Annotated in this window: 20 protein-coding genes and 1 tRNA gene; 13 read left to right on the forward strand and 8 right to left on the reverse strand. The window is 67.1% G+C overall.

Going from position 1 to position 23,771, the window contains the following annotated elements:
- The first annotated feature begins 102 nt into the window (after nt 1–102).
- The 8 genes from KRX55_RS09565 to KRX55_RS09600 all read left to right on the forward strand — a co-directional run bounded on the left by KRX55_RS09565 (nt 103) and on the right by KRX55_RS09600 (nt 9,579).
- Nucleotides 103–1,824, forward strand: a complete 1,722-nt coding sequence (locus tag KRX55_RS09565) for an ABC transporter transmembrane domain-containing protein (RefSeq protein WP_218407513.1) — start codon at nt 103–105, stop codon at nt 1,822–1,824.
- Nucleotides 1,824–3,659 carry an ABC transporter ATP-binding protein gene (locus KRX55_RS09570; RefSeq protein ID WP_255567751.1) on the forward strand — a complete coding sequence of 612 codons (1,836 nt, stop codon included), beginning with the start codon at nt 1,824–1,826 and terminating at the stop codon, nt 3,657–3,659. Before KRX55_RS09565 ends, KRX55_RS09570 begins: the two co-directional genes overlap by 1 nt.
- Nucleotides 3,660–3,942: 283 nt before the next feature.
- Nucleotides 3,943–5,223, forward strand: coding sequence for an adenosylmethionine--8-amino-7-oxononanoate transaminase (locus KRX55_RS09575; RefSeq protein ID WP_218407515.1), 1,281 nt, complete (start codon nt 3,943–3,945; stop codon nt 5,221–5,223).
- Nucleotides 5,220–5,894 (forward strand): dethiobiotin synthase, encoded by a 675-nt coding sequence (bioD, locus tag KRX55_RS09580; RefSeq protein ID WP_218407516.1) that lies wholly within the window; start codon nt 5,220–5,222, stop codon nt 5,892–5,894. Before KRX55_RS09575 ends, bioD begins: the two co-directional genes overlap by 4 nt.
- Before the next feature lie 72 nt (nt 5,895–5,966).
- On the forward strand, nt 5,967–6,845 hold the full coding sequence (locus KRX55_RS09585; RefSeq protein ID WP_218407517.1) for a pseudouridine synthase: 879 nt from the start codon (nt 5,967–5,969) through the stop codon (nt 6,843–6,845).
- Between the two features lie 17 nt (nt 6,846–6,862).
- Nucleotides 6,863–7,555, forward strand: coding sequence for a (d)CMP kinase (gene cmk, locus KRX55_RS09590; protein WP_218407596.1), 693 nt, complete (start codon nt 6,863–6,865; stop codon nt 7,553–7,555).
- Nucleotides 7,552–9,186, forward strand: a complete 1,635-nt coding sequence (gene der / locus KRX55_RS09595; RefSeq protein WP_218407518.1) for a ribosome biogenesis GTPase Der — start codon at nt 7,552–7,554, stop codon at nt 9,184–9,186. The genes cmk and der overlap by 4 nt, the downstream gene beginning before the upstream one ends.
- Before the next feature lie 240 nt (nt 9,187–9,426).
- Nucleotides 9,427–9,579: a zinc transporter permease gene (locus KRX55_RS09600; protein ID WP_218407519.1), complete on the forward strand. Its 153-nt coding sequence runs from the start codon at nt 9,427–9,429 to the stop codon at nt 9,577–9,579.
- Between the two features lie 114 nt (nt 9,580–9,693).
- Here KRX55_RS09600 and KRX55_RS09605 read toward each other — a convergent pair whose 3' ends face one another.
- From KRX55_RS09605 to KRX55_RS09620, 4 genes are all read right to left on the reverse strand, one after another.
- Nucleotides 9,694–11,106: a Na+/H+ antiporter family protein gene (locus tag KRX55_RS09605; RefSeq protein ID WP_218407520.1), complete on the reverse strand. Its 1,413-nt coding sequence runs from the start codon at nt 11,104–11,106 to the stop codon at nt 9,694–9,696.
- A gap of 188 nt (nt 11,107–11,294) precedes the next feature.
- A tRNA-Pro gene (locus tag KRX55_RS09610) sits at nt 11,295–11,368 on the reverse strand.
- Between the two features lie 100 nt (nt 11,369–11,468).
- The gene (locus KRX55_RS09615; protein ID WP_218407521.1) at nt 11,469–11,864 is read right to left on the reverse strand and encodes a YchJ family protein; all 396 of its coding nucleotides are present in this window, start codon (nt 11,862–11,864) and stop codon (nt 11,469–11,471) included.
- A gap of 1 nt (nt 11,865) precedes the next feature.
- Nucleotides 11,866–13,056, reverse strand: coding sequence for an alpha/beta fold hydrolase (locus KRX55_RS09620; protein ID WP_218407522.1), 1,191 nt, complete (start codon nt 13,054–13,056; stop codon nt 11,866–11,868).
- Between the two features lie 238 nt (nt 13,057–13,294).
- Here KRX55_RS09620 and secA2 point away from each other — a divergent pair, with 238 nt between their 5' ends.
- The 5 genes from secA2 (at nt 13,295) to KRX55_RS09645 (ending at nt 18,628) form a co-directional block, all read left to right on the forward strand.
- Entirely contained in the window at nt 13,295–15,589 is a 2,295-nt protein-coding gene (gene secA2, locus KRX55_RS09625; protein WP_218407523.1) for an accessory Sec system translocase SecA2, read from the forward strand.
- A gap of 235 nt (nt 15,590–15,824) precedes the next feature.
- The gene (odhI, locus tag KRX55_RS09630; RefSeq protein ID WP_200257410.1) at nt 15,825–16,271 is read left to right on the forward strand and encodes an oxoglutarate dehydrogenase inhibitor Odhl; all 447 of its coding nucleotides are present in this window, start codon (nt 15,825–15,827) and stop codon (nt 16,269–16,271) included.
- A 99-nt stretch (nt 16,272–16,370) separates the two neighbouring features.
- Nucleotides 16,371–17,120 (forward strand): transcriptional regulator FtsR, encoded by a 750-nt coding sequence (ftsR, locus tag KRX55_RS09635; protein ID WP_370625817.1) that lies wholly within the window; start codon nt 16,371–16,373, stop codon nt 17,118–17,120.
- A gap of 81 nt (nt 17,121–17,201) precedes the next feature.
- A complete protein-coding gene (locus tag KRX55_RS09640) occupies nt 17,202–17,963 on the forward strand; it encodes a bifunctional nuclease family protein (protein ID WP_218407524.1) in 762 nt (253 codons plus the stop codon).
- A gap of 119 nt (nt 17,964–18,082) precedes the next feature.
- Entirely contained in the window at nt 18,083–18,628 is a 546-nt protein-coding gene (locus KRX55_RS09645; RefSeq protein ID WP_218407525.1) for a MerR family transcriptional regulator, read from the forward strand.
- A 262-nt stretch (nt 18,629–18,890) separates the two neighbouring features.
- On the opposite strand, the gene KRX55_RS09650 is transcribed toward KRX55_RS09645, so the two are convergent.
- The 4 genes from KRX55_RS09650 to KRX55_RS09665 all read right to left on the reverse strand — a co-directional run bounded on the left by KRX55_RS09650 (nt 18,891) and on the right by KRX55_RS09665 (nt 23,748).
- Nucleotides 18,891–20,360, reverse strand: coding sequence for a vWA domain-containing protein (locus KRX55_RS09650; protein WP_218407526.1), 1,470 nt, complete (start codon nt 20,358–20,360; stop codon nt 18,891–18,893).
- 83 nt (nt 20,361–20,443) lie between these two features.
- On the reverse strand, nt 20,444–21,304 hold the full coding sequence (locus KRX55_RS09655) for a 3-methyladenine DNA glycosylase (RefSeq protein WP_218407527.1): 861 nt from the start codon (nt 21,302–21,304) through the stop codon (nt 20,444–20,446).
- A gap of 6 nt (nt 21,305–21,310) precedes the next feature.
- On the reverse strand, nt 21,311–22,372 hold the full coding sequence (locus KRX55_RS09660; protein WP_218407528.1) for a hemolysin family protein: 1,062 nt from the start codon (nt 22,370–22,372) through the stop codon (nt 21,311–21,313).
- A complete protein-coding gene (locus tag KRX55_RS09665; protein ID WP_218407529.1) occupies nt 22,369–23,748 on the reverse strand; it encodes a hemolysin family protein in 1,380 nt (459 codons plus the stop codon). Before KRX55_RS09665 ends, KRX55_RS09660 begins: the two co-directional genes overlap by 4 nt.
- Between the last annotated feature and the right edge of the window lie 23 nt (nt 23,749–23,771).

Genomic DNA, 23,771 nt, shown 5'->3' on the forward strand with positions numbered 1-23,771 from the left:
AAGGTCCCCGCGCGGGGGCTGGCAGGAATCTCCGATGTGGCGGGAAGGTGAGCCGCACCTTAATCTGGGAAACTGAGATCACGTTCCCACCGAGGAGGATGCATGACAGCGACAGCCGGCATTCCCGGTGGGATCACCGACAGGGCCCGCGCGGAGGCACCGGATGCCCCGAGCGTCGATGCGGAAACAACTCCCAGGCAGCTGCTGTGGCGGTCGATGACGGCCCACCCGCGTCTCATGGTGCCCGCGCTGTTCCTGTCAGCCACACACCAGATCGGGGAGATGGGGGTGCCGGTCATCGTCGGCCTGGCCGTCGACCACGGCATCGCCGCAGGAGACGGTAGGACCTTCATCCTGCTCCTCGTTCTCCTGGCCCTCGACTTCCTCGTGCTGTCCACCGCCTACAGGTACGCGTCGCGGCTCGGCTGGATCTCGATGAACTACGTCGAACACGGGCTCCGCATGCGCCTCACTGACCGGATGCTCGACCCGCGCGGACTCGGCGGCGACCGCAGACTCCCCGGCGAACTGCTCGCCATCGCCGCGACCGATGTACGCCAGGTCGCCATGAGCACGCAGGCTCTGCTCTATCCGGTGGGACAGATGGTCGGCCTCATCTTCGGCGCCGCCATCCTGCTGCGCATCCACTGGCCCCTGGGGGTCGCGACGGTCCTCGGGGCGCTGATCGTGCTGTTCGTCGCGGAAAAGGTCGGGGGACCCCTGGCGACACGGTTCCGGGCGCAGCAACAGGCCGCCGCAGAGGCCGCCGGAACTGCCGCGGACATGATGCAGGGGGTCCGGGTGATCAAGGGACTCGGCGCCGACAGGGCCGCCGTGGCACGCTACCAGGGGTTGTCGCGGCGGGCATTGTCCGCGACACTGCGGTCCGTCGACTCGAACGCGATCCTCACCGGGTCGATGAGGATAACCGGGGGACTGCTCATCGCCGCGATCGCCGTCGCCGGTGCGCTGCTCGCGGTCACCGGGCGTATCACCCTCGGTCAGATGATCACCGTCATCGGCCTCGCTCAGTTGGTCACTGAACCACTGAACTTCGTCGGTGACTTCGGGGCGGTTCTCTGGGCGACCGGAAAAGGAAGCGCCGCCCGCGTTCTCGGGATACTCCAGGCGCCCAGGGTGTTCCTCGACACCGACCCCGGTCCGGAACCACGCCCGTACGGCGCGACGGCCCTCGAGCTTTCCGCACACGGCGACACACTGATGATCGCGCCCGGCGCGCTGACCGTCCTCGATCTACCCGCCCCCGAGGTAGCCCGGATCACCGACCTGCTCGCGATGACGGTGCCCGCGGAACCCGGGCACATCCGGGTCGGAGGAACCGACCTCGCGGACCTGGACGTCGATGCCGTGCGCTCCCGGATCCTCGTCGCACCGCACCGGGCGCAGGTCTTCGACGGAACCGTCGGACGCAACATCGCCGAGGGAATCGGCTGTACCGTCCCCGCCGCCACCGCGGTACCGGTGGTGACCGTCGATTCGGCCGCGCTCGCCGCCGGACTGGACGACATCATCTCCTCTCCGGAGGGACTCGACACCGTGACCGGTGACTGCGGCGACAGGCTCTCCGGAGGCCAGTGCCAGCGTGTGGCACTGGCCCGGGCACTGGCGGCCGACGCCGACATCCTCGTCCTGGACAACCCGACCTCCGCGGTCGACTCGGTCACCGAGGCCAGGATCGTCGAGCGCATCCGCATCCTCCGCTCCGGTCGGACGACGGTCGTGTGCACGGGTTCCCCCGCATGGCGGGCCTCGGCCGATGAGGTCATCGGACCCGTTCCCGCCGGGAAGAGAGTGGCACCGTGATGCAGTCGGATGCCGTGGCCCCGGGAGCCCGTGAACGGAGACCGGATGTCTCCGGGGCGTGCAATGCGCTGCACGTCGCCACCGGGGCTCAGGTCCGCCATGTGCTCGTCACGGAGCTCCGACCGCATCTCCTCCGGTTCTGCGCGTCGCTCGTCCTGCTCATAGCGGGATCCGCACTGGGGCTCGTGACACCCCGCCTCATGGGCGGGTTGGTCGACCTGGTGCGCGACGGGCACCCGCTGCTGGGCCGGACGGGGACGACAGCCGTCTGGTTCTCGGCGGGCGCCATGGCGGCGTCGGTGGGGGCGATGGCGGTGTTGACCGGGTTCGGCTACGTGCTCATGGCCGGGACCGTGGAACGCGTCATCGCCTCTCTGCGGGAGCGGGTCATCGCCGGTGGAATCGGAATGCCCGCCGAGCGCATCGAGGAGGTCGGGGTCGGGGATCTCGTCTCCCGGACGACCGATGACGTCGCGGAGATGACTCGGGCGGTCAACCAGTCTCTGGCGTCCCTCGCGATAGGTGGGTTCGCCGTTGCCGTCACCGTCGTCGGAATGGCCCTTTTGGACCCACGGTTCCTCGGTGTGGCGGTTCTGCTGCTACCTGTCTACGTGCTCTTCGTCCATCGGTACCGGACGCACGCCCCAAACGCGTATCTGTGCCAGCGGATGGAGATGGCGCAGCGGGCCACCGGAATCCTCGCGAGTCTCCGCGGACTGCGTACGGTGCGCGCATTCAACCTGCAGGCGTCCCGCCGGTCCGAGATCGGCGACCACTCCTGGCGTGCGGTCGAACTGGGTGTGTGGATCCGGATCCTGATCAACCGGTTGTTCGGCGGGATCAACCTGGCCGAGTACACCGGTATGTCCGGCGTCCTGGTGACCGGCTGGTTCCTGGTCGAACGGGGCGAGGTCTCCGTCGGGGTGGTCACCACCGCGGCCCTCTACTTCCTCAGACTGTTCCAGCCCATCGGGATGCTCGTCGTCCTCATCGACCCCCTGGCGTCCGCCGCCGCGTCCCTGCGCAGGGTGGTCGGAGTGATCGTTGAACCGGACAGTCGGCCCGTGGAGGTGGCTGACGCGCACGGGATCCCGCCCGGTACAGCACCGGGTCTGCGGCTGGAACACCTCACCTTCAGCTACCCGGGTGGTCGGACGATCCTCGACGACGTCACGTCCGAGGTCGCACCCGGCACCGTCACCGCACTCGTCGGGGCCTCCGGCGCCGGGAAGTCGACGCTCGGTGCCCTCATCGCGGGCTGTCGGCCGGTGTCCTCGGGGCGGGTTCTGATCGGCACGACGGATGCGTCGACTCTCACTCCCGGACAGCGCGCGCGGGCGGTGTGCCTGGTCACACAGGGTGCCCACGTCTTCGCCGGGACCCTGAGGGAGGATCTCCTGCTGGCCCGGCCGGACGCGGATGACACGGCGCTGGTCGACGCCCTCCGGCGGGTCGGTGCCGACGACTGGGTTGCCGCTCTACCCGACGGTCTGGACACCGTCGTGGGGGAACGGGGGCAGGTGCTCGGGCCGGTGGAGGCACAGCAGGTGGCGCTGGCCCGGGTACTTCTCGTCGATCCTCCGGTGGTGATTCTCGACGAGGCGACCGCGGAGGCCGGCGCAGGGGGAGGAACCGCACTGGAGGAGGCCGCGTGGAACGTGGTGCACGGACGTACCGCGGTAATCATCGCGCACCGCCTCGATCAGGCGGTACGCGCCGATGAGGTCTGGCTCATGGAATCCGGACGGATCGTGGAGCGTGGGACACACCGGGAACTGGTGGAGCAGGGTGGAGCCTACGCGGATCTCTGGGCCGCGTGGTCCCGGGGACGGTGACGCGGACAGCGCCCGTTTCTCGCGGGTACCCGTGCCCAGCGGCGGGGCAGGAATCGACCGTCGCCGGGGATCGTCGGACGACGCCACGACGGAAGAAGTCCCCCCTTCCCGGGTGCCCGGGGCCCGGGCGGATCCCGGAGACAGGGGAGCGGGATACGAGTCGGGATCGAACCCGTGGCCCCGTCCGCACCGGTCTCCCGGCCCTGAGATCCGCCCGGACGGGGTGACGAGATAGAGTTTCAGGTGTCCAGTGAACAACGTTCAACCCTGACGCGAGGACGCGATGACCGACACCGTCACCTTCGACCAGCAGCACATCTGGCACCCGTACAGTCCCACCCCGGCGGCGATGGATCCGCTGCCGGTCGCGTCGACCTCGGGAGTGCGTGTCACCCTGGAGGACGGACGCACGCTGATCGACGGGATGAGCTCCTGGTGGGCCGCGTGCCACGGACACGGCCACCCGGCACTGGTGGCCGCCGCACACCGCCAGATCGACACGATGAGCCACGTCATGTTCGGTGGGTTGACCCACCGCCCGGCGGTCGACCTCGCTGAACGTCTGCTCCGGATCGCGGGGGAACCACTGAACCGGGTGTTCTTCTGTGATTCGGGCTCCGTCTCCGTCGAGGTGGCGATCAAGATGGCGCTGCAGTACCAGCGGGGGAACGGACACCCGGAGAGAAACCGGCTGATCACCTGGCGATCCGGCTACCACGGCGACACCTTCGGCCCGATGAGCGTGTGCGACCCCGACGGCGGGATGCACTCCCTGTGGGCAGGGACGCTGACCGAGCAGATCTTCGCGCCCGCACCACCCGTCAGGGGTTCGTCGGAACCGGACCGCACCGACTACCTGCGGCAGATCGGCGAACTGATCGATGAGTCGGTCGCGGCCATGATCATCGAGCCCGTCGTGCAGGGCGCCGGTGGAATGAGGTTCCACGACCATGAACTCGTCGCGGGTGTCCGTGAGTTGTGCGACCGGCACGGGATCCTATTCATCGCCGACGAGATCGCCACCGGATTCGGCCGCACGGGTGACCTGCTGGCCACGCGGGCGGCAGGGGTGCACGCTGACATCCTGTGCCTGGGGAAGGCGCTGACAGGTGGTTTCATGTCGCTCGCGGCGGTACTCGCGACGGATGAGGTCGCCGCGGTGATCCAGAAACCGGAGGGTGGCGGGGCCCTCATGCACGGTCCGACCTTCATGGCCAACCCGCTGGCGTGCGCGGTGGGTTCCGCGGCCCTCGACCTGGTGGAGACCGGATACTGGAGGGAGACCGTTCCCCGCATCGAAGGGGAACTCGCCCGCGGGCTCGAACCGCTCCGGGATCTCCCGGGCGTCGCCGATGTCCGGGTGCTCGGCGCGATCGGCGTCGTGGAGATGGAACGCCCGGTGGACATGTGCGCCGCCACGGACGCCGCTGTGGCGGCGGGAGTCTGGCTCAGACCGTTCGGACGGCTGATCTACACGATGCCACCGTTCACCGCCACGACGCAGGACGTCGCGGCGATCTGCACCGCGATGGTCGCCGCCGCGGAATCGGGTGTGTCGCAATGACCGTGCACATCATCACCGGAACGAACACGGACGTCGGAAAGACCATCGCCACGGCCGCACTCGCCGCACGACTGCACTCCGTCGGCCGCGCCGTCACCGTGGTCAAGCCCGCCCAGACCGGTGAGCCCGAGGGACAGGGCGACCTGACCACGGTCCGCCGACTGGTCGGTGTCACCGTGACGACCGTCGGATTCGCCCGCTACCCCGAACCACTCGCACCGAATTTATCCGCCCGGCGTGCCGGTCTGCGCCAGCTCGATCTCGCGGACACAGCGGCGAAGATCCGGGAACTCGACTCCGCGGATCGCACCGTGCTCGTGGAGGGGGCCGGCGGGCTGCTCGTCCGGATCGCGGACGACTGGACCATCGCGGACCTCGCCGTGGAGCTCGCCGCACCCGTCACCGTGGTCACCTCCCTCGGCCTGGGCTCGCTGAACTCCGCTGAGCTCACGGTCGAGGCCGCGCGGAGCCGGGGCATCGGGGTCACCGGCCTCATCGGCGGGTGCCTGCCCCGTGACCCGGACCTCGCGACCCGGCTCAACCTCCGTGAACTGCCCGAGGTCACCGGTGTCCCGCTGTTCGGGTGCATCCCGCAGGGGTCCGGAAATCTCGCCCCGGAGGAGTTCGCGCGCGTCGCGGAGAACCTCGACGCAGGACCTTTCTCGAGGTGAAAATGGCGCCGGGGCGTCGACCGGGCTAGAGTTGCCCCGTTGCACAACCCCATAGAAAAGGACACGATCACCGTGAACCAACCCGCTCGCCGAGACGGCACACCGGAGAAGAAGAAGCGCGCCGCCGACATCTACGTCTCCAAAGCCAAGCCGGCCCGCCACCAGCATGTCCGATCCGATCACGGCCACCGCGCCGACACCGTCGGCGATGCCGCCGGAGAGGGCGTCCGCCTCCAGAAGGTCCTCGCCCAGGCGGGGGTGGCCTCCCGCCGGATGGCCGAGAAACTCATCGACGCAGGTCGCGTCGAGGTCGACGGCCGCATCGTCACCACCCAGGGCATGCGAATCAACCCCAACACCGCCATCGTCCGCGTCGACGGAGCCCGGATCCGCGTCAACGAGGACATGGTCTACTTCGTGCTGAACAAGCCGCGCGGGGTGCAGTCCACGATGAGCGACGACATGGGTCGGCCCTGTGTCGGCGACATCGTCGGCGAGAAACTCGACGCCGGCCAGCGCCTGTTCCACGTCGGACGCCTCGACGCAGCGACCGAGGGGCTGCTGCTGCTCACCAACGACGGCGAGCTGGCCAACCGTCTCATGCACCCCAGGTACGAGGTGTGCAAGACCTACATGGCCACACTCGTCGGCGAAGCCGACCGCAAGCTCATCAAGGAGCTCAAGGAGGGTATCGAGCTGGACGACGGTGTCGCACGCGCGGACTACGTCCAGATCGTCGACGTCCACCAGGGAAAGTCCATCGTCCGCATCGACATCCATGAGGGGCGCAAGCACATCGTCCGCCGCATGTTCAAAACCGCCGGTTACCCGGTGGAGAGGCTCGTGCGCACCAAGATCCACACCGTGTCCCTGGGGGAGCAGACCCCCGGTGCGATCCGTGCCCTCAACAGCGCGGAGCTCGGCAGCCTGTACAAGGCGGTGGGAATGTGACGGCCGACCTGACGAACATGCCCGACGGTGGACTGATCGTCGCCGTCGACGGCCCGAGCGGAACCGGTAAGTCCACGGCGTGCCGTGCGCTCGCCTCGCGACTGGGCGCCCGGTACCTCGACACCGGTGCGATGTACCGCGTCGCGACTCTGCACGTGCTCCGGCAGGGTATCGACCCCACCGACGCGGACGCGGTCATCCGGGCGACCTCCGACCTCCCCCTCGAGGTCAGCGATGATCCGACGTCGACAGAGGTCCTCCTCGCCGGGGAGGACGTGTCCGGGATCATCCGCGGAGCGGAGGTCACCCGGTACGTCTCGGCCGTCTCCGCCATCCCCGAGGTCCGCGTCAACCTCGTCGAACTTCAGCGTAGCCTCGCACGTCGGGCACACCGATGCGTGGTGGAGGGCCGTGACATCGGCACCACGGTGCTCGTCGACGCACCCGTCAAGGCCTTTCTCACGGCCTCCCCTGAGGTGCGGGCGCAGCGACGCTTCGACCAGGACACCGCAGCGGGACGCGAGGCCGACTACGACACCGTTCTCGCGGACGTGATCCGTCGGGACGAACTCGACTCCACCAGGGCGGCATCGCCGCTCGCCCCGGCCGCGGACTCCGTGGTCGTAGACACCTCCGACATGACGCTGGAGCAGGTCATCGACCGTCTCGTCCGGCTCACCGCGGAAAGCGCAGAAAGGACGCGCTCATGAGCGACAGACAGCATTCCTCCCCCGACGACGAACCGGAGACGATGTTCGTCTACCACACGCAGGGTGGTGAGATGGACGCCGTCGGTGTATTCGCCGACGAGGACGTCGCCGCACCGCACGGTGGGCACGCCGCCAAGGACTTCGACCCGGCCGATTTCGGGGAACGCAACATCGACGAGGACGGAGACATCCTCGATCCCGAGTTCGACGCCTCGGAGTTCGCCGATGCCGACTTCGGTGAGGATTTCGGTGACGAGGACTGGGAACGCATGGAGGAGGCCTTCGGCGTCGAGCGTCCCGAGCACGTCGAGGAGTCACTGTGCACGGTGGCCATCGTCGGTCGTCCGAACGTCGGGAAGTCGACACTGGTGAACCGGTTCATCGGTCGCCGTGAAGCGGTCGTCGAGGACTTCCCCGGCGTCACGCGTGACCGCATCAGCTACCTGGGGGACTGGAACGGACGTCGGTTCTGGGTCCAGGACACCGGTGGCTGGGACCCGGACGCCAAGGGCATCCACGGTGCGATCGCCCGACAGGCCGATGTGGCCATGGCCACCGCCGACGTCATCGTCCTCGTCGTCGACACCAAGGTCGGCGTCACCGAGACCGACGAGGTCATGGCACGCAAACTCCAGCGCGCCGAGGTTCCGGTCATCCTCGTGGCCAACAAGTTCGACTCGGACTCCCAGTACGGCGACGTGGCCGAGTTCTGGTCCCTCGGCCTGGGCGATCCGTACCCCGTTTCCGCCCAGCACGGCCGCGGCGGCGCCGACGTCCTCGACAAGGTCGTCGCGTCCTTCCCCGATGAGCCCCGGCAGAAGTCCATCGTCGAGGGCCCGCGTCGGGTCGCACTCGTCGGACGGCCAAACGTCGGCAAGTCCTCGTTGCTGAACAAGATCACCGGTGAGGAGCGGAGTGTCGTCGACAACGTCGCCGGCACCACCGTCGATCCGGTCGACTCCCTGGTGCAGCTGGACCGGAAGCTGTGGAAATTCGTCGACACGGCCGGCCTGCGCCGCAAGGTGAAGAACGCCCAGGGACACGAGTTCTACGCCTCGCTGCGCACGAAGAGCGCCATCGAGGCAGCCGAGGTCTGCATCTTCCTCATCGACGCCTCCGAGCCCATCTCCGAGCAGGACCAGCGCGTCCTCGGGATGATCATGGACGCCGGCAAGGCGGTCGTCGTCGCCTACAACAAGTGGGACCTGATGGACGAGGACCGCCGCCCGCTCCTCGAACGCGAGATCGACCTGCAGCTGGCCCACATCCCCTGGGCGCGCCGCGTGAACATCTCCGCGAAGACGGGCCGCGCCCTGCAGCGCCTGGAGCCGGCGATGCTCGAGGCGCTGGAGTCCTGGGACACCCGCGTGTCCACGGGCCAGCTCAACACCTGGCTGCGTGCGGTCATCGCACAGAATCCGCCGCCGATGCGCGGTGGTCGTCTCCCTCGCGTCCTGTTCGCCACCCAGGCGTCGACCCGTCCGCCGGTGATCGTGCTTTTCACCACCGGGTTCCTGGAGGCCGGTTACCGTCGCTACCTGGAACGCAAGTTCCGGGAGGCCTTCGGCGGATTTGAGGGCTCGCCGGTTCGTATCGCGGTGCGCGTCCGGGAGAAGCGGAAGCGCAAGTAGACGCCGCCGGAGTGTGGGAGGGCCTGCCCGTTCGGGTGGGTCCTCTTCCGGTATCGAGGCCCGATTTTTCAGTAACGCTCCACCTCCACGGTGTGGGAAACGGCAGTTTTCAATAACGCTCTGCGTATACACAGGTAAACGAGTTGGTTTTCCATCTGTTTTCAACTAAGGTGTGTAGTGGAAGAACTGAACAGGCCCTCTATTTTCAATAGGGTCGCAACCGAACATCAGGGAGTCACCATGAGCCACACCATCCACGAGAATCACGAGCACGAGCACGGCGAGAACTGTGGCCACGAGGCCGTCAAGCACGGCGACCACGTCGACTACATCCATGACGGCCACCGTCACCACCGCCACGAGGACCACTGGGACGAGTGCGTGGCGGTCTAGTACACCTTCGTGGAGCCAGGCCCCTCAGGCGGACATCGCCTGAGGGGCCTGTCGTCGTCCGCGGACGGTGAGGGGGCCGCGGACGATGAGGGGGCCGCGGACCGTGGAGGACGTCTACAGGACCATCGCGGCGATCCATCCGGCAGCGAGGAGCGGCAGGTTGTAGTGGATGAAGGTGGGGATGACGGTGTCGCGGATGTGATCGTGCTGACCGTCGGCGTTCAGTCCGGAGGTGGGCCCCAGTGTGGAATCCGAGGCTGGGGAACCGGCGTCGCCGAGAGCGCCGGCGGTACCGATGATCGAGATGGTCGCCAGAGGGGAGAAACCCATCGACATGCACAACGGGACGTAGATCGCCGTGATTATCGGCAGGGTGGAGAACGACGAACCGATGCCCATCGTCACCACCAGCCCGACGACGAGGATCGCGAGGGCCGCAGCGGGCCGGTTTCCGCCGAAGAGGTTCGCGGCGGACTCGACCAGCGCCGGAATGTCGCCGGTCTCGGTCATGACGGCGGCGAAACCCTGTGCGGTGATCATGATGAAACCGATCAGTGCCATCATGCGCATGCCCGCGGTGAAGACGTCGTCAGCCTCATTCCACTTGACCGCGCCGGATGCCATGAAGATGGCCAGTCCCACCAGCGCACCGGTCAGCAGGGAATCCGCGTCGACCTCCATGGCGTTGATGACCAGCTGGATGATGAAGCAGGACAGGATCGCGATGACCGAGACGATGATCTTGTACCGGGAGATCTCGCCGGAACCTGATCCGCCCGCGGAGTTCCGGGAGGACGAGTCGCGGACCTCGTCGGCGATGGGGATGTCCTCGTAGATCCTCGGCCCGCGGTACGAGACGAAGACCGCGGTGAGAAGGCCGGCGACCATGCCGAGTGCGGGGATCCACATGGCGCTCATGACGTTGATTCCCGTGGTGTCGAGGCCGGCGGCGTTGATGTTCCCCATCAGGATCGACTCGAGGTAGATCCGGCCGAACCCGATCGGGAGGAACATGTAGGTCGTGACGAGACCGAAGGTCAGGACACAGGCGACCAGACGGCGGTCCATCCGGAGGGTATTCATGACGCGGAGCAGGGGCGGGATGAGCAGCGGGATGAAGGCGATGTGGACCGGGATGAGGTTCTGGCTCATCACCGCCATGGCCAGGATTCCGGCGATCAGCCCGTACTCGGTGACCGTCGCCGCCCGCTTCTGGGCCCGGGTCAACTCGCCGTCCAGACCGGCCGCGGTACTGCCGCCCGCGATTCGCCTGACCATCCAGTCCGCCAGCAGCTTCGGGAGTCCGGCGCTGGCGACCGCCATCGCGAAGGCTCCGAGGAGCGCGTACGACAACGCGATCGTGGCGCCGCCACCCAGTCCCTCCTGGAACGTGACCATGGTGTCGGTGAAACCCAGTCCACTGATCACGCCGCCGACGACGGCACCGATCAGGAGAGCGAGGACGACGTGTACGCGGAGTACGGCCAGCAGGAGCACCAGCATGACCGCTATCAGCACAGAGTTCATGGGGACAATACTAAGGTCACGTATCGGTCGGCCTCATCATCGCCCCAGGTTTGGCGGTCCCCGATCCACGGATCGAACCTTCAGCGTGTCCGATGCACCGGGAGGACGCTGCGCCCCGGTGGGCCGGTGTCCCTGTTCCTGGACGGTGAAAACCCCGGTGGAGATGATCTCCACCGGGGTTCTTCCGGTCGGACTGACAGGATTTGAACCTGCGACCCCTTGACCCCCAGTCAAGTGCGCTACCAAGCTGCGCCACAGTCCGGCGTCCACTCCGTTCTACCGGAGCAACTGCCACAGATTACAACAGTGTCGGGCGGTTGCGCCAATCCGCAGGCCATCGTGCCAAAAGAGGGCCGGCCAGGTCACAGTGCGGAGACGTAGACCCAGCGCCCGTCGAGGCGTGTGAAGGAGGAGTTCTCCCGCTGCGCGCCGCGCTGTCCCGTTCCTGTCCGGTAGAAGGCGGTGAAGTCGACCCGGCCCGAGGTGTCGAACGGCCCGCCTCCCGATGTGTCGTGCACGACCAACCGGACGAATCTGATTTCGGGGTCGACGGTCAGTTCACCCGGTCTCGTGTCCGGGTGCCAGGACGCCCTGAGATGGTCCACATCGCCGACACAGAACGCCGTGTAGCGCGACCGCATGAGAGCCTCCGCGGTCGGCGCTCGCCTGGTGCCGGCCAGGATGGTTCCGCAGCATGAACCGTAGCCGTCACCGCTGCCGCAGGGACACCTGTCCGCGTCGCCGATGCTGGCGGCCACGTCAGTTGTCCCCGTCGATGAGGGTCGAGGACGTGGTGATGATCCTCTCGATCACGCTCGTGCCGGCGGCGGCGAGGAGCTCCGACCGTCCGGCCTCGTCGAGGTCGCCGATCAACTCGATCCGGCGTCGGAGCACGGTGGCCTCGTCGTCGGAGCCGACGACCCGGGACACCGTCACCTTCACGTCGTCGAGCCCGCGGATGCGGGCCTCCTTCGCCGCGATCCTGATGCTCTGTGAGGTCGCGGAGGCGAGGGCCGCGATGAGGAGTGAGGTGGGGGAGAGTCCGAGGTTCCGTCCGCCGAGGGACCGTTCCCGGTCGGTGGTGATCGTCTCCCCCTCGATGCGCACCAGGTCCGTGAACCTTCCCGCCGGGATCGACCGCGCCTCGGCCACCCCCTCCGGCATCACGTCGGTGTCATCGGCACCGGATTCGTCCGCGAGGTAGGGCTCGACCCAGGTCCGGATGAGGTTCGCCGCGCGCTGTGCGACTCCCGGGCGGGTGCAGAGATGATCGGCCTTGTCGAGTGCGATGAGTGATTTCGGGTAGCGGGAGAGCTGGAAGATCTTCTGTGCGTTGTCGATGCCGACGGTCTGATCCGTCGGTGCGTGGAGCAGGAGCAGCGGTCGGCGGAGCCCGCCCAGGTAGGCCTCGGGGTTGATCTCGGCGAGATCCTCCAGGTAGTCGCGGGAGATCGTCAGCTCACGTCCGCCCAGGGTGAGGGTGACCGCACCGTTGGCGTCTACCTCGCTGATCCGGTCCGCGAAGTGGAGCACCGAGTGCGCCGGATCGAAGGGGGCGCCGATCGTGGCTACGGCACGCAGCTTCGGCATCTGTGCCCCGGCCTTCAGCGCGGCGGCACCCCCGAGGGAATGACCGATGAGGAGCTGCGGAGCCGAGTGATTCTGCTCGAGCCACCGGTAGGCCGCGACCAGGTCCGCCACGTTCGATGAGAACGACGTCTCCGCGAAACTGCCCTCCGACTGTCCGAGCCCGGGAAAGTCGAACCGGAGGCAGGCGATTCCCTGTTCAGCCAGCGTCTTGCACACCCGCGCCGCAGCGGGGGTGAATCGGGAGCCGGTGAAGCAGTGGGAGAACAACGCCCACGCGACCGGTGGGGAATCGGGGATGTCGAGGGTTCCGGCCATCATCTGTCCGGAACTGCCGGGGAGCTTCACACTGACGGAGTGCACGGGAGCCTCACTCGCTTTCGCTGCTTGGTTCGCTGGGACGGATGCGGTGGGTTCCACCACTGTCCGTCATCACGGCCACTCTATGTCAGTGTCCGCTCGCCCGCTCAGAGGTGTGCGGTGCCCTGGGGCGCCGCCCGTTGGTTAAGGTCGTTGTAGCGACAGACATGTCAGATCAGTCAGAGCGCGACCCCACGGATGCGGGGTGCTGCACCAACCGACGAGTCAAAGGAAGTCCCACGTGGCCGGATTCAACTGGTTCTGGAAGGCGATGGGCGGTCAGCAGAGCCGCAATCAGAAGCGGAGCCGCGCGATCGTCGACAAAGCGAGGACGATCAACCGTGAGCTCGAGGCACTCGACGACGCCCGTCTCGCGGCCCGTGCCCGGGACCTCACCTCCGGGGGGTCCGTGAGCGATCCGGCGGAACTGCTCGCGGTCCTCGGAGTCGCGGCCGACAGGACCCTGGGTATGACGCCCTTCGACGTGCAGTCGCAGGCCACGCTGCGCCTGCTCGAGGGCGACGTCGTCCACATGGCGACGGGGGAGGGAAAGACGCTCGTCGGTGCCATGGCCGCCACCGGTTTCGCCCTGACGGGCAAGACCGTCCACTGCATCACCGTCAACGACTACCTGGCCACGCGGGACGCCGACTGGATGACGCCCCTGGTCGAGTTCTTCGGGCTGACGGCGGGGGCGATCACGGAGAAGATGACCCCGGAGGAGCGACGCGGGATCTACGCGTGCGACATCGTCTACGGGCCCGTGAACGAGATCGGCTTCGATGTCCTACGTGACCAGCTGATCACCGACCGGTCGCAGGCCGTGCAGCACGGGGCCGATGTGGCCATCGTGGATGAGGCTGATTCGGTTCTCGTCGATGAGGCTCTCGTCCCGCTCGTCCTCGCGGGCAGTGAACCGGGTCACGCCCCGAGGGGACGGATCACCGAGGTCGTCCGGACCCTGGACCCGGGCACCGACTACCGCCCGGACGATGAACGCCGCAACGTGTTCCTCACCGACGAGGGCGCGGCGAAGGTGGAGCACGCTCTGGGGATCGGCTCGCTCTACGACGATGAGCACGTGGGTACCACACTCGTTCAGGTCAACCTCGCCCTGCACGCACGCGAGCTGCTCATCCGGGACGTGCACTACATCGTCCGTGACGGCAGGGTCGTGCTGATCGACGCTTCCCGGGGGCGGGTGGCCGACCTGCAGCGCTGGCCCGACGGGATACAGGCCGCGGTCGAGGCGAAGGAGGGGCTCGTCGTCACCGAGGGAGGCCGCATCCTCGACACGATCACCCTCCAGGCGCTGATGGGCCGGTACCCGACGGTCTGCGGTATGACCGGTACCGCCGTGGAGGCGACGGACCAGCTCCGCCAGTTCTACGATCTGCGGGTGTCGGTGATCGACCGGAACCGGGAGTTGAGGCGTTTCGATCAGGCGGACCGCGTGTTCGCCACCCTCGAGGAGAAGAACGCCGCCATCGTCGAGGAGATCAGGACGATCCACGCGACCGGTCAACCGGTGCTCGTCGGCACCCAGGACGTGGCGGAGTCGGAGGAGCTGGCGGAACGGCTCCGGGAGTACGACATCGAGGTGTCGGTCCTGAACGCGAAGAACGACGCGGAGGAGGCCCGCATCATCGCCGAAGCCGGTGACCTGGGGCGCGTGACGGTGTCCACGCAGATGGCGGGCCGGGGCACCGACATCCGGCTCGGCGGAAACGACGAAGATGACCGGGACCGCGTCGTGGAACTCGGCGGGCTCGCCGTGATCGGAACCTCCCGGCACCGCACCGCCCGCCTGGACAACCAGCTCCGCGGCCGCGGCGGCAGGCAGGGGGATCCCGGCTTCAGTGTCTTCTTCGTCTCCCTGGAGGACGATGTCGTCACCGCGGGAGGCGCCGGAGAGGAGGTGACCGTGACACCCGGCCCCGGAGGGGAGATCGATTCCAGGCGGGTCAGGGACTTCATCGAACACTGCCAGCGGGTAACGGAGGGGCAGCTGCTGGAGATCCACGCCCAGACATGGAAGTACAACAAGTTGATCGCTGATCAACGGGAGATCATCGACGGCCGACGTGCCGAGATCCTCGACACCTCAGCGGCGTGGGAGTCGCTCGCGCAGCGCGCACCGGACCGTGCCGCGGAACTCTCGGGGGCGCTGCCGCGGGAGGTGCTCGACGCGGCGGCCCGCGAGATCATGCTCTACCACCTGGACAACGCCTGGTCGGATCATCTGGCACTGCTCGATGACGTCCGCGAGTCGATCCATCTCCGGGCGATCGCCAGGGAGACACCCATCGACGAGTTCCACCGGATCGCCGTCGCGGAGTTCAGGGAACTCGCGCAGAGGGCGATGGCGGAGTCGGTGGACACGTTCCGCTCGGTGCGGATCGACGGGGACGGCGCGCATCTCGACGATCAGGGGCTCGCACGGCCGTCGGCCACGTGGACCTACATGGTCAACGACAATCCGCTGTCCGGTTCAGGGAACTCGGTCATCGGATCCATCACCTCGATGTTCCGTTGAGTCCGGCCCCGCCGGTGCCCCCGCGGCGGGTGGCGGCCTGGATTTCCGACGTCGCCTGGTGCGCGGGACCGCCCGACGGTTTCCGCCCCCTGCAGCAGTTCGTCCGATTGTTCCACCCCAGAAGGGGTTTGCGGGTCAGGAGAGCCGGTCGCGACCGCGGGTTCCGGCCGGGACCCGCTATGATGTGAGGGAACACCAGTATTTTGTGGTTTTATCGTCGATCCGGAGGTTTAACATGAGCGACAACACCGGCTTTTCCGAGGCACAGGCCGAAACCACCTCGGTATTCCGCGCTGACCTGCTCAAAGAGATGGAGTCGGGAGCTGCTGCCGGAACTCCCGCGAACACCACCGGGACGACCGGCACCGAGAACCTGCCCGCGGGTGCGGCTCTCCTCGTGGTGAAGAGGGGTCCCAACGCGGGATCCAGGTTCCTTCTCGACCAGCCCACCACGACCGTGGGAAGGCATCCCGAGAGCGACATCTTCCTCGACGACGTCACCGTGTCCCGACGGCACGCCGAGTTCCGGTTGTCCGACGGCCAGTTCGAGGTCGTCGACGTCGGCAGCCTGAACGGCACCTACGTCAACCGCGAGCCGAAGAACGCCGAGGTTCTGTCTAGCGGCGACGAGGTACAGATCGGCAAGTTCCGTCTCGTGTTCCTCGCCGGCCCCACGAAGTAGCTCCGCGGACCGGCGGGGCCCCGCCCCGTCGGTACTGAGCGAGGAGCCAGACAAGAGCCCCCACCTACGCCCATCCGACGAATCCGAGTAGACACGCACGTGACAGCGCTAAGAAAGACCGCAGGCGACAACGCCCCGGCCACGGGAACCCGGGCCACCAAGCCCACCAAGACCATGTCCATCGGTGTCGTCCTGGACCGCCTGCGTTCAGAGTTCCCCGATGTGACGGTGTCCAAGATCCGGTTCCTCGAGTCGGAGGGACTGATCTCCCCGCAGCGCACGGCATCCGGGTACCGTCGTTTCACCGAGAGTGACGTCGAGCGACTCCGCTACATCCTGGTGACCCAGCGGGACAACTACCTGCCACTCAAGGTCATCCGCGAGCAGCTGGAGGCGATGGACTCCGGTGCCGTAGCGGCCATCCTGACCACCGCTGAAGCCGCCCCACTGATCAGTCCGGAGAACTTCCGGGCGCCGGTGCTCACGCGCCTCACGGCCGCCGATGTGGCCTCCCAGGCCGGTGTGGAGGAGGAGTTCGTCGGGCAACTCACCCAGGCCGCGCTGATCCGGACGGACGAATCCGGGTTCTTCACCGCTGATGACGTCCGGATCGTTCACACCGCGAGTGCGCTCGGTGAGTTCGGGTTCGACATCCGTCACCTGAAGAGTCTCCGAACGACGGCGAACCGTCAGGCCGGTCTCATCGGTCAGGTCGCGACTCCCGTCGCCCGATCGAAGGGTGACGGTGCACGCCAGCGGGCCGAGGAACTCTCCCAGCAGATGACGGCGCTCGTCGTTTCGCTCCACGCTTCGCTCGTCAAGAACGCGTTGCGCGACGAACTGGGCTGATATCGCGGCACGCGCGGTGTTCGTTGGACCCCGGGGCGTCACACGGCACCGCACTCCGCAGAAAGGTACACGGGTAGACCGATGAACGAAGATGAGCCGGTGGAGGTCACCTACCGAGGCGTCTACGTCGCAGACCCGGAGGGTTTCACCTGCATGGTGCTTGACTGGCCGGGGACCGGTCGGGTCCTGCCCGTCTGGATCGACGCCGCGCAGGCCGTGGCCCTGAATTCGTTGACGGACGGAACCGGGCAGCGCCGCCCGGGCAGTCACGAGGTCATTGAGTCGCTGCTGACCGGCTTCGGTGGGAGCGATCCCTCGGTCCACATCAGCAGCTGTTGGCAGGGGGTGTTCAACGCCGAGATCCACACGGGACTGGATGATCACGACGGGGAGTACGCGATGATCGACGCGCGTGCATCCGACGGGGTCCTTCTCGCACTCACCGCCAGGTACCCGATCTACGTGAACCGGTCCGTGCTGGTCGCCCAGACGGTCTATCTCGGTGACGCTCCGGTCGAGTCCCTGTTCGACGGGTCGCTCGATTCGACGGCAACGCAGCAGCGGTTGCCGATCCGTGAGGTTGTCTCGGCGTCCGGGGATGCTGAGGCCGACGCGGATTTCGAGCAGCTGATGCAGTCCCTCGGCGTCTCGGAGGCCGATCTCCTCGGATCCGCGGAGTCCACGGGCACCCCGCTCGGCACCACCGATGGGGGTGGAGCCGGGGGTGTTTTCGGCCACCGGGAGGAGTCCACGGATTCCGAGGGTGCCGTGGGGGCCTCCGGGGAGAATGACAACGATGTGACTGGTGATGGCGATGTTACCGATGTGAATGATGGGGATTGAGCAAGCTGTATCTCAAGTTGAGGTTTAGGTTTCGGGCGTGTCGCCCGTCGACTCCTTGACGTTGAACTAGTCTTACCGAAGAATGAGCTGCAGGAAGCTAGATCACACAGGAGAGATTTATGAGCGACACAGACCGTCCCGTCCAGGAGTCACTGTTCGACCTGGGCCCCGATGAGGAGGTCGGGTACCGGGTGCCGACCGCCTGTCAGGTCGCCAACATCACCTACCGTCAGCTCGACTACTGGGCCCGGACGAAACTCGTCGTACCCTCGATCCGCTCCGCGCGCGGATCCGGATCCCAGCGCCTCTATTCCTTCAAGGACATCCTCGTCCTGAAGATCGTCAAGGGACTGCTCGACACGGGAATCTCACTCCAGAACATCCGCCAGGCGGTGGAGAAGCTCCGTGACCTCGGCGTCGACGATCTCGCGACGATCACCCTGGTCTCCGACGGCACGACGGTCTACGAGTGCCGCTCCAACGAAGAGGTCATCGATCTGCTCGGCGGTGGCCAGGGTGTCTTCGGCATCGCCGTACCCGGCATCATGAAGGAACTCACCGGCACCATCTCCGCGTTCCCGCACGAGCGGGTCGACGAGGAGAGTGCGACGATCGTGGGGGCGGACGAACTCGCCGCACGTCGTCGGCGCCGCAACATCTCCTGAGCGTCCGCTTCTCCCGACCCCACGAGAACCCGCCCGGTTCACTCTCCGTCCGGGCGGGGTCCGGCGTGTCTGAGCGGGGTCCGGCAAACCCGTCGATGTGGTGAGCCGTCCGGGACCTGTCGAGCCCGGTGTGCCGTACATCCCACACGACGGCGCCCGTGCCCCGTTGTTCCCGCCCGTGCCACTGGCCGGTGCGGATCTTCCCACCTCGCCGTCCGATCCCCTGGGGGTTGGAAACGTCGGGCGGGCGGTGGTCAGGATTCTAGGGTCGCGCCACTCCGAAAGCCTGCTGGAGGGAGTCGGCCATCGAGGGAACGGTCATGTCTGTGGTGTACGCTGTACCACCCTTGCTCGTCGCCCAGTCCGCGAGCACCGGGTCCACCGGGGCTGTTCCGACGTGCACGATCTGCGGAATGACCTGCTCTGAATCACTGCTGTCGAGAGCGTCCCTGAATGCACTGTCGTCGATGGAGTCTGCGGTGCCCGACGTGATGATGACGAGCCGTACCGGGCGACCAGTTTCGGCGGAACGCTGTGACGCGGCGTCGAGCGCGGCCGGAACTGCGGACCGGGTCAACGGATCGCCCCCGGTGCCGAATCCCTTCACGGTTTCCGCCGCGTTCCGGCCGGCGGAATCATCGAGGAACGTGACATTGTCACGCCAGGCCCTGGTCACCCCGGGAGACAGGGGCGAGGAGTAGTTCCAGAGGGCGACCCGGCCGCCGGCCCGCCCGACCGAGAGCATCAGGGGATCGAGCAACCTCGCGATGTGACCGGCGATGCGGTGGCCGTCGACGACGGCGTCCATGTTCGTCGAGGTGTCGAGGAGAACGAGTGTGTCGGTTCCGTCGTCCACCGAGCCCTTCGACTGCTCCGGTGCGGCGGCGAACCGTTCGCTGATGATGTCCGCGGTGTCCAGAACCTGACGCTGAGCATCATCCGGTTCCTTCTGCGCGACGTGGTCGGAGACGTAGCGGGCGAGATCCGCCGCGGCCCTGGTCTGTTCCTCGCTGACGCGGTCCGTCGCTGTCAGGGGGATCGCGACGGTGTCCACCGTGAGGTCATCCGGGGAGTAGAACGCGTATCCCTCCGGTGTGGAGTCCTCGGTCACCGCGAGGAGTTTCGAGCCGTCGGCGACGGCGCCCTCGACGGTTACGGTGCGGTCGGCCCGGAGGAGAGCGACACCCCGGTCGGCGTCCGCGGCGGTCAGGGCGGAGGCGGCGACCGCCCTGGCGTAGATGTTCTTGCCGGCGGGGATCACCACACCCCGGTCGGCGAGCTCGGGCCAGTCAGCTCCCGAGACATCGGTGTCGGTGGTGTGCGCGATTCCCACGGGGGTGGTGAAGACGACGGGCCAGTTGTCAGATGCGGGTGTCCTGTCCACCGCCCCGAGGGCGGCCCGGGTGACTTCCCTGGGGCCGGACGCCAACATCAGCGCGGCGTCGACGCCCGAGGAGACGAGCTGTGGTTCGACGCAGTAGTCCCTGACCACCGGATCGGAGCGCCGGTAGTCGGCGAGCAGTTCCCGGAGTTGCGGGGAGTCGGTCGCCTGGATGGGAAGCGCCAGGGTTCCGTTGATGCACGGGGAGGCCGTGGCGTGGGTGCGGTTCGTCTCATCCCGGGCCGTCATCCACCAGACGACGACGCCGACGACCACGACGACGGCGATCAGTCCGATGGTCAACTCCCTGGACAGCCGCCAGTTGCTGTACCCGTCTGCGTGTCGTCCCACGTCAATCACCTGCCCTTGTCTCCTCGTGCCCGCGCATCCGTGAACTTCACCGGATCACACGGTAAGCACGTCGACCGGAATACCTACAGTGCAACTCTACTTGTTTCATCGATCAACGCGATCAACCTGCGGCGCAGCGGTGTCGCTCGTTCGGCGAGGTCCCGTTGCCGGTTGACGTACATCCGCTTGCCTTCCGTGGTCTCGACGGGAACGACCCCGAACCCCAGTGGTCGAACGTCGTACGGGGAGGCCTCCATGTCCAGCACGCGCGCCGCCCGGGCCAGCTCGAAGCAGTCGAGGTAGAGGTCACCGGGTACCAGCGGGCCCAGTTTGCTGGCCCACTTGTACAGGTCCATCGTCGCGTGCACGCAACCACGCTGCTCGTTCGCCGGCTGGTCGTCCCGGCTCAACGGCGTGATGTTCAGCGGTCTCGCGGGAGTGGTGAAGAACCGGAAGGCATCGTAGTGGGTGCACCGGATCTGGTGGCTCTCAACGACGGCGTCGGTGCCGTCGCGCCCCAGCCGGAGCGGCAGATCGTGGCGGGGATCGTCGGTGCGGTAGACCATGGCCCATTCGTGGAGTCCGAGACAGTCGAAGTGGGCCGGGTTGGTGTCCGTGGATTCGAGGAGATTCCTGATGTAGCGGAACGACTCTCCCCGGGTGTCCCACAGCTGTCCGAGGTTGACCCCGGTGGTGCCCGTGGGGTCGGTGTCGTAGAACCGCCATCCGGCTTGGGGGCAGTCCCCGCGGAGCCTGGTGTCCGGGCCCGGGTGCCACCGGGCGAGCTGCGCCGGTGTGACCGGGTAGTAGTCGAAGAGGAAGTCCCAGACGGGGTGTCTCTCCCCACGACTGCGCCGGACGAGATGCTCCGCGGTGAATCCGTGGGCCCGTTCCGCGTGCGCGGCGGCGAGTGGTTCCCAGTGTTCCGGGGACAGTACACGCACGAAGGATCAGTCCTCCTCGTGGGTCCAGTCCCGCACGGTACCGACGAACTCCTCGATGAGGTCCTCGAGGGTGACGATACCGATGAGTTCGCCGCGCTCGTCACGGACCTGCGCCATGTGGGCGGACCGCCGGCGCATGAGCCTCATCGTGTCATCGAGTGTTCCGGCGGCCTCGACCGTGATGAGAGGACGGAGCTCGGACTGCTTGACGACGTCGTTGAGCGTCGCGTCCGGGCACACCATCCGGTCCAGGATGTCCTTGACGTGGATGTACCCGACATAGTTGCCGGCGACACCGGTGACCGGGAAACGGGAGTACCCGGTTTCGCTGACGGCGTGTTCCACCGCCCCCAGGGTCGGGCCCTTGGCCGCGAAATCGAGCGTCCGGACGTCCGGACAGGCGATCAGGACCTCCCGGATGGTCCGGTTGTCGGAGCGGAGCGCCTTGTTGAGACGGGCGTGCTCCTCCGCGTCGAGCAGGCCCTCGGACCGGGATTCGGTGATCATCGTCGCGAGCTGCTGCGGGCCGACGGAGGAATCCATCTCCTCCCGCTGCTCGATTCCGAACATCCGGAGGGTGACGCCTGCGAACCAGTTCATCGCGACGATGACGGGCCGGGTGAGCTTGACGAACAGCATGTGCGGGGGCACGAGGATCATCGCCACGGTCTCCGGGCCGGCGAGCGCGATGTTCTTCGGCACCATCTCGCCGAGCACGATGTGCAGGTAGGTGACGATGCCGAGGGCGACCGCGAAGGCGACCGGATGGAGGAGATCGTCCGGCAGCCCGAGGGCGTGGGCGGGGCCCTCGATGATGTGCGCGATCGCGGGTTCCGCGACCTTACCCAGAAGCAGGGAGGCGATCGTGATGCCGAACTGTGCGCCGGCGAGCATCATCGACAGGTGCTCGGACGCCCGGAGCACGCTCCGGGCACGGGTCTTGCCCTGTGCGATGAGGGAATCGAGCCGGTCCCGACGGGACGAGATCAGCGAGAACTCGGCACCGACGAAGAAGGCGTTGATGAATAAGAGGAGGACGGCGAACAGCACCGCTGAATAGTCGCTCATGCGTACTGACCCGCTTCCTCGTCGGAGATGGGGGTGAGGTAGACGCGGTCGACGCGCCGCTCATCCATGACCGTGACCCGCGCCAGCCAACGGCCGGTGATGCCGGACTCGAACTCGTCCATCGAATCGCGCTCGGTCTGCGGGAGCAGAACGATGTCCCCGGCCCGGGGAATGCGGCCCAGGGTGGCCATGATGAGGCCGCCGAGGGTCTCGTAGGGGCCGTCCGGGGCGAAGTAACCGGTCTTCTCCGGGAGGTCGTCGACCCGGACGAGGCCGGAGACGTCCCAGTTGGCGCCGTTCTGCACGTAGTCGCGCTCCGCCTCGGCGTCGTCGTGCTCATCGTAGACCTCGCCGAGAATCTCCTCGACGACGTCCTCGATGGTGACGATTCCCGCGGTGCCGCCGTACTCGTCGGCGACCAGAACGACCTGTGATCCCGCGGAGCGGACCGCGTTGAGTACCGCGTCGCCGTCGAGGCTGGCGGGAACCACGGGGATCGGCCGGGCGAGGGTCCGCAGACTGGTCTTCGCGCGATTCTCCCTGGGCACGGCGAACGCCTCCTTGACGTGGACCACCCCGACCGTCGCGTCGAGGTCACCGTCGGTCACCGGGAACCGGGAGTGACCGGTCGTCAGCGCCAGGTTGAGCAGATCCTCGACGGTGTCATCGACGTCGAGGTCCTCGATGGTGGATCGCGGTGTCATGAACTCCTCGGCGGTGGCCTCACCGAACTTGAGGCTCCGGTCGAGCATGACGGCCTTTGACTGGTCGAGACCACCGTGCTTCGCGGAGTTGCGGACCAGAGCACCGAGTTCCTGGGCACTTCGTGCCGAGGCGAGTTCATCCGCGGGCTCGATACCCATCTTCCGGACCAGCCAGTTGGCGGTCGAGTTCAGGGAGTTGATGAACCACTTGAAGATCTTGTTGAAGATGCGGACGGGCCCGACGGTGACCCGGGCCGCGGTGAGGGGATCGGTGATCGCCATGTTCTTCGGTACGAGCTCGCCGTAGACCATGGACAGCAGCGTCGCGGCGACCATCGCCAGAACCAGGGCGATGGGGCGTGCGGCCGCTTCGCTCAGGCCGAGCAGTTCGAGCACCGGGTCGAAGAACCGAGCGAGCACGGGTTCCGCGAGGTAACCCGTGGCGAGGGTCGTGATGGTGATACCGAGCTGCGCACCCGACAACTCGAAGGAGAGGTCGTTGTGCGCCTTCTGGATGTTCCGGGCCCGGGCGTCGCCCCTGTTCGCCACGTGGTTCTCGATGCTGGAGCGTTCCAGACCTGTGAGGGCGAATTCGATGGCGACGAAGAAACCGGTCCCGACGGTCAGAGCGATGAACCCGACCAGGGCGAGGATGCTGAGGAGTATGTCCATGGACCAATCGTGGGAGTGGAGGA

The organism is Corynebacterium sp. TAE3-ERU16, assembly GCF_019209935.1.
Taxonomy (GTDB): domain Bacteria; phylum Actinomycetota; class Actinomycetes; order Mycobacteriales; family Mycobacteriaceae; genus Corynebacterium; species Corynebacterium antarcticum.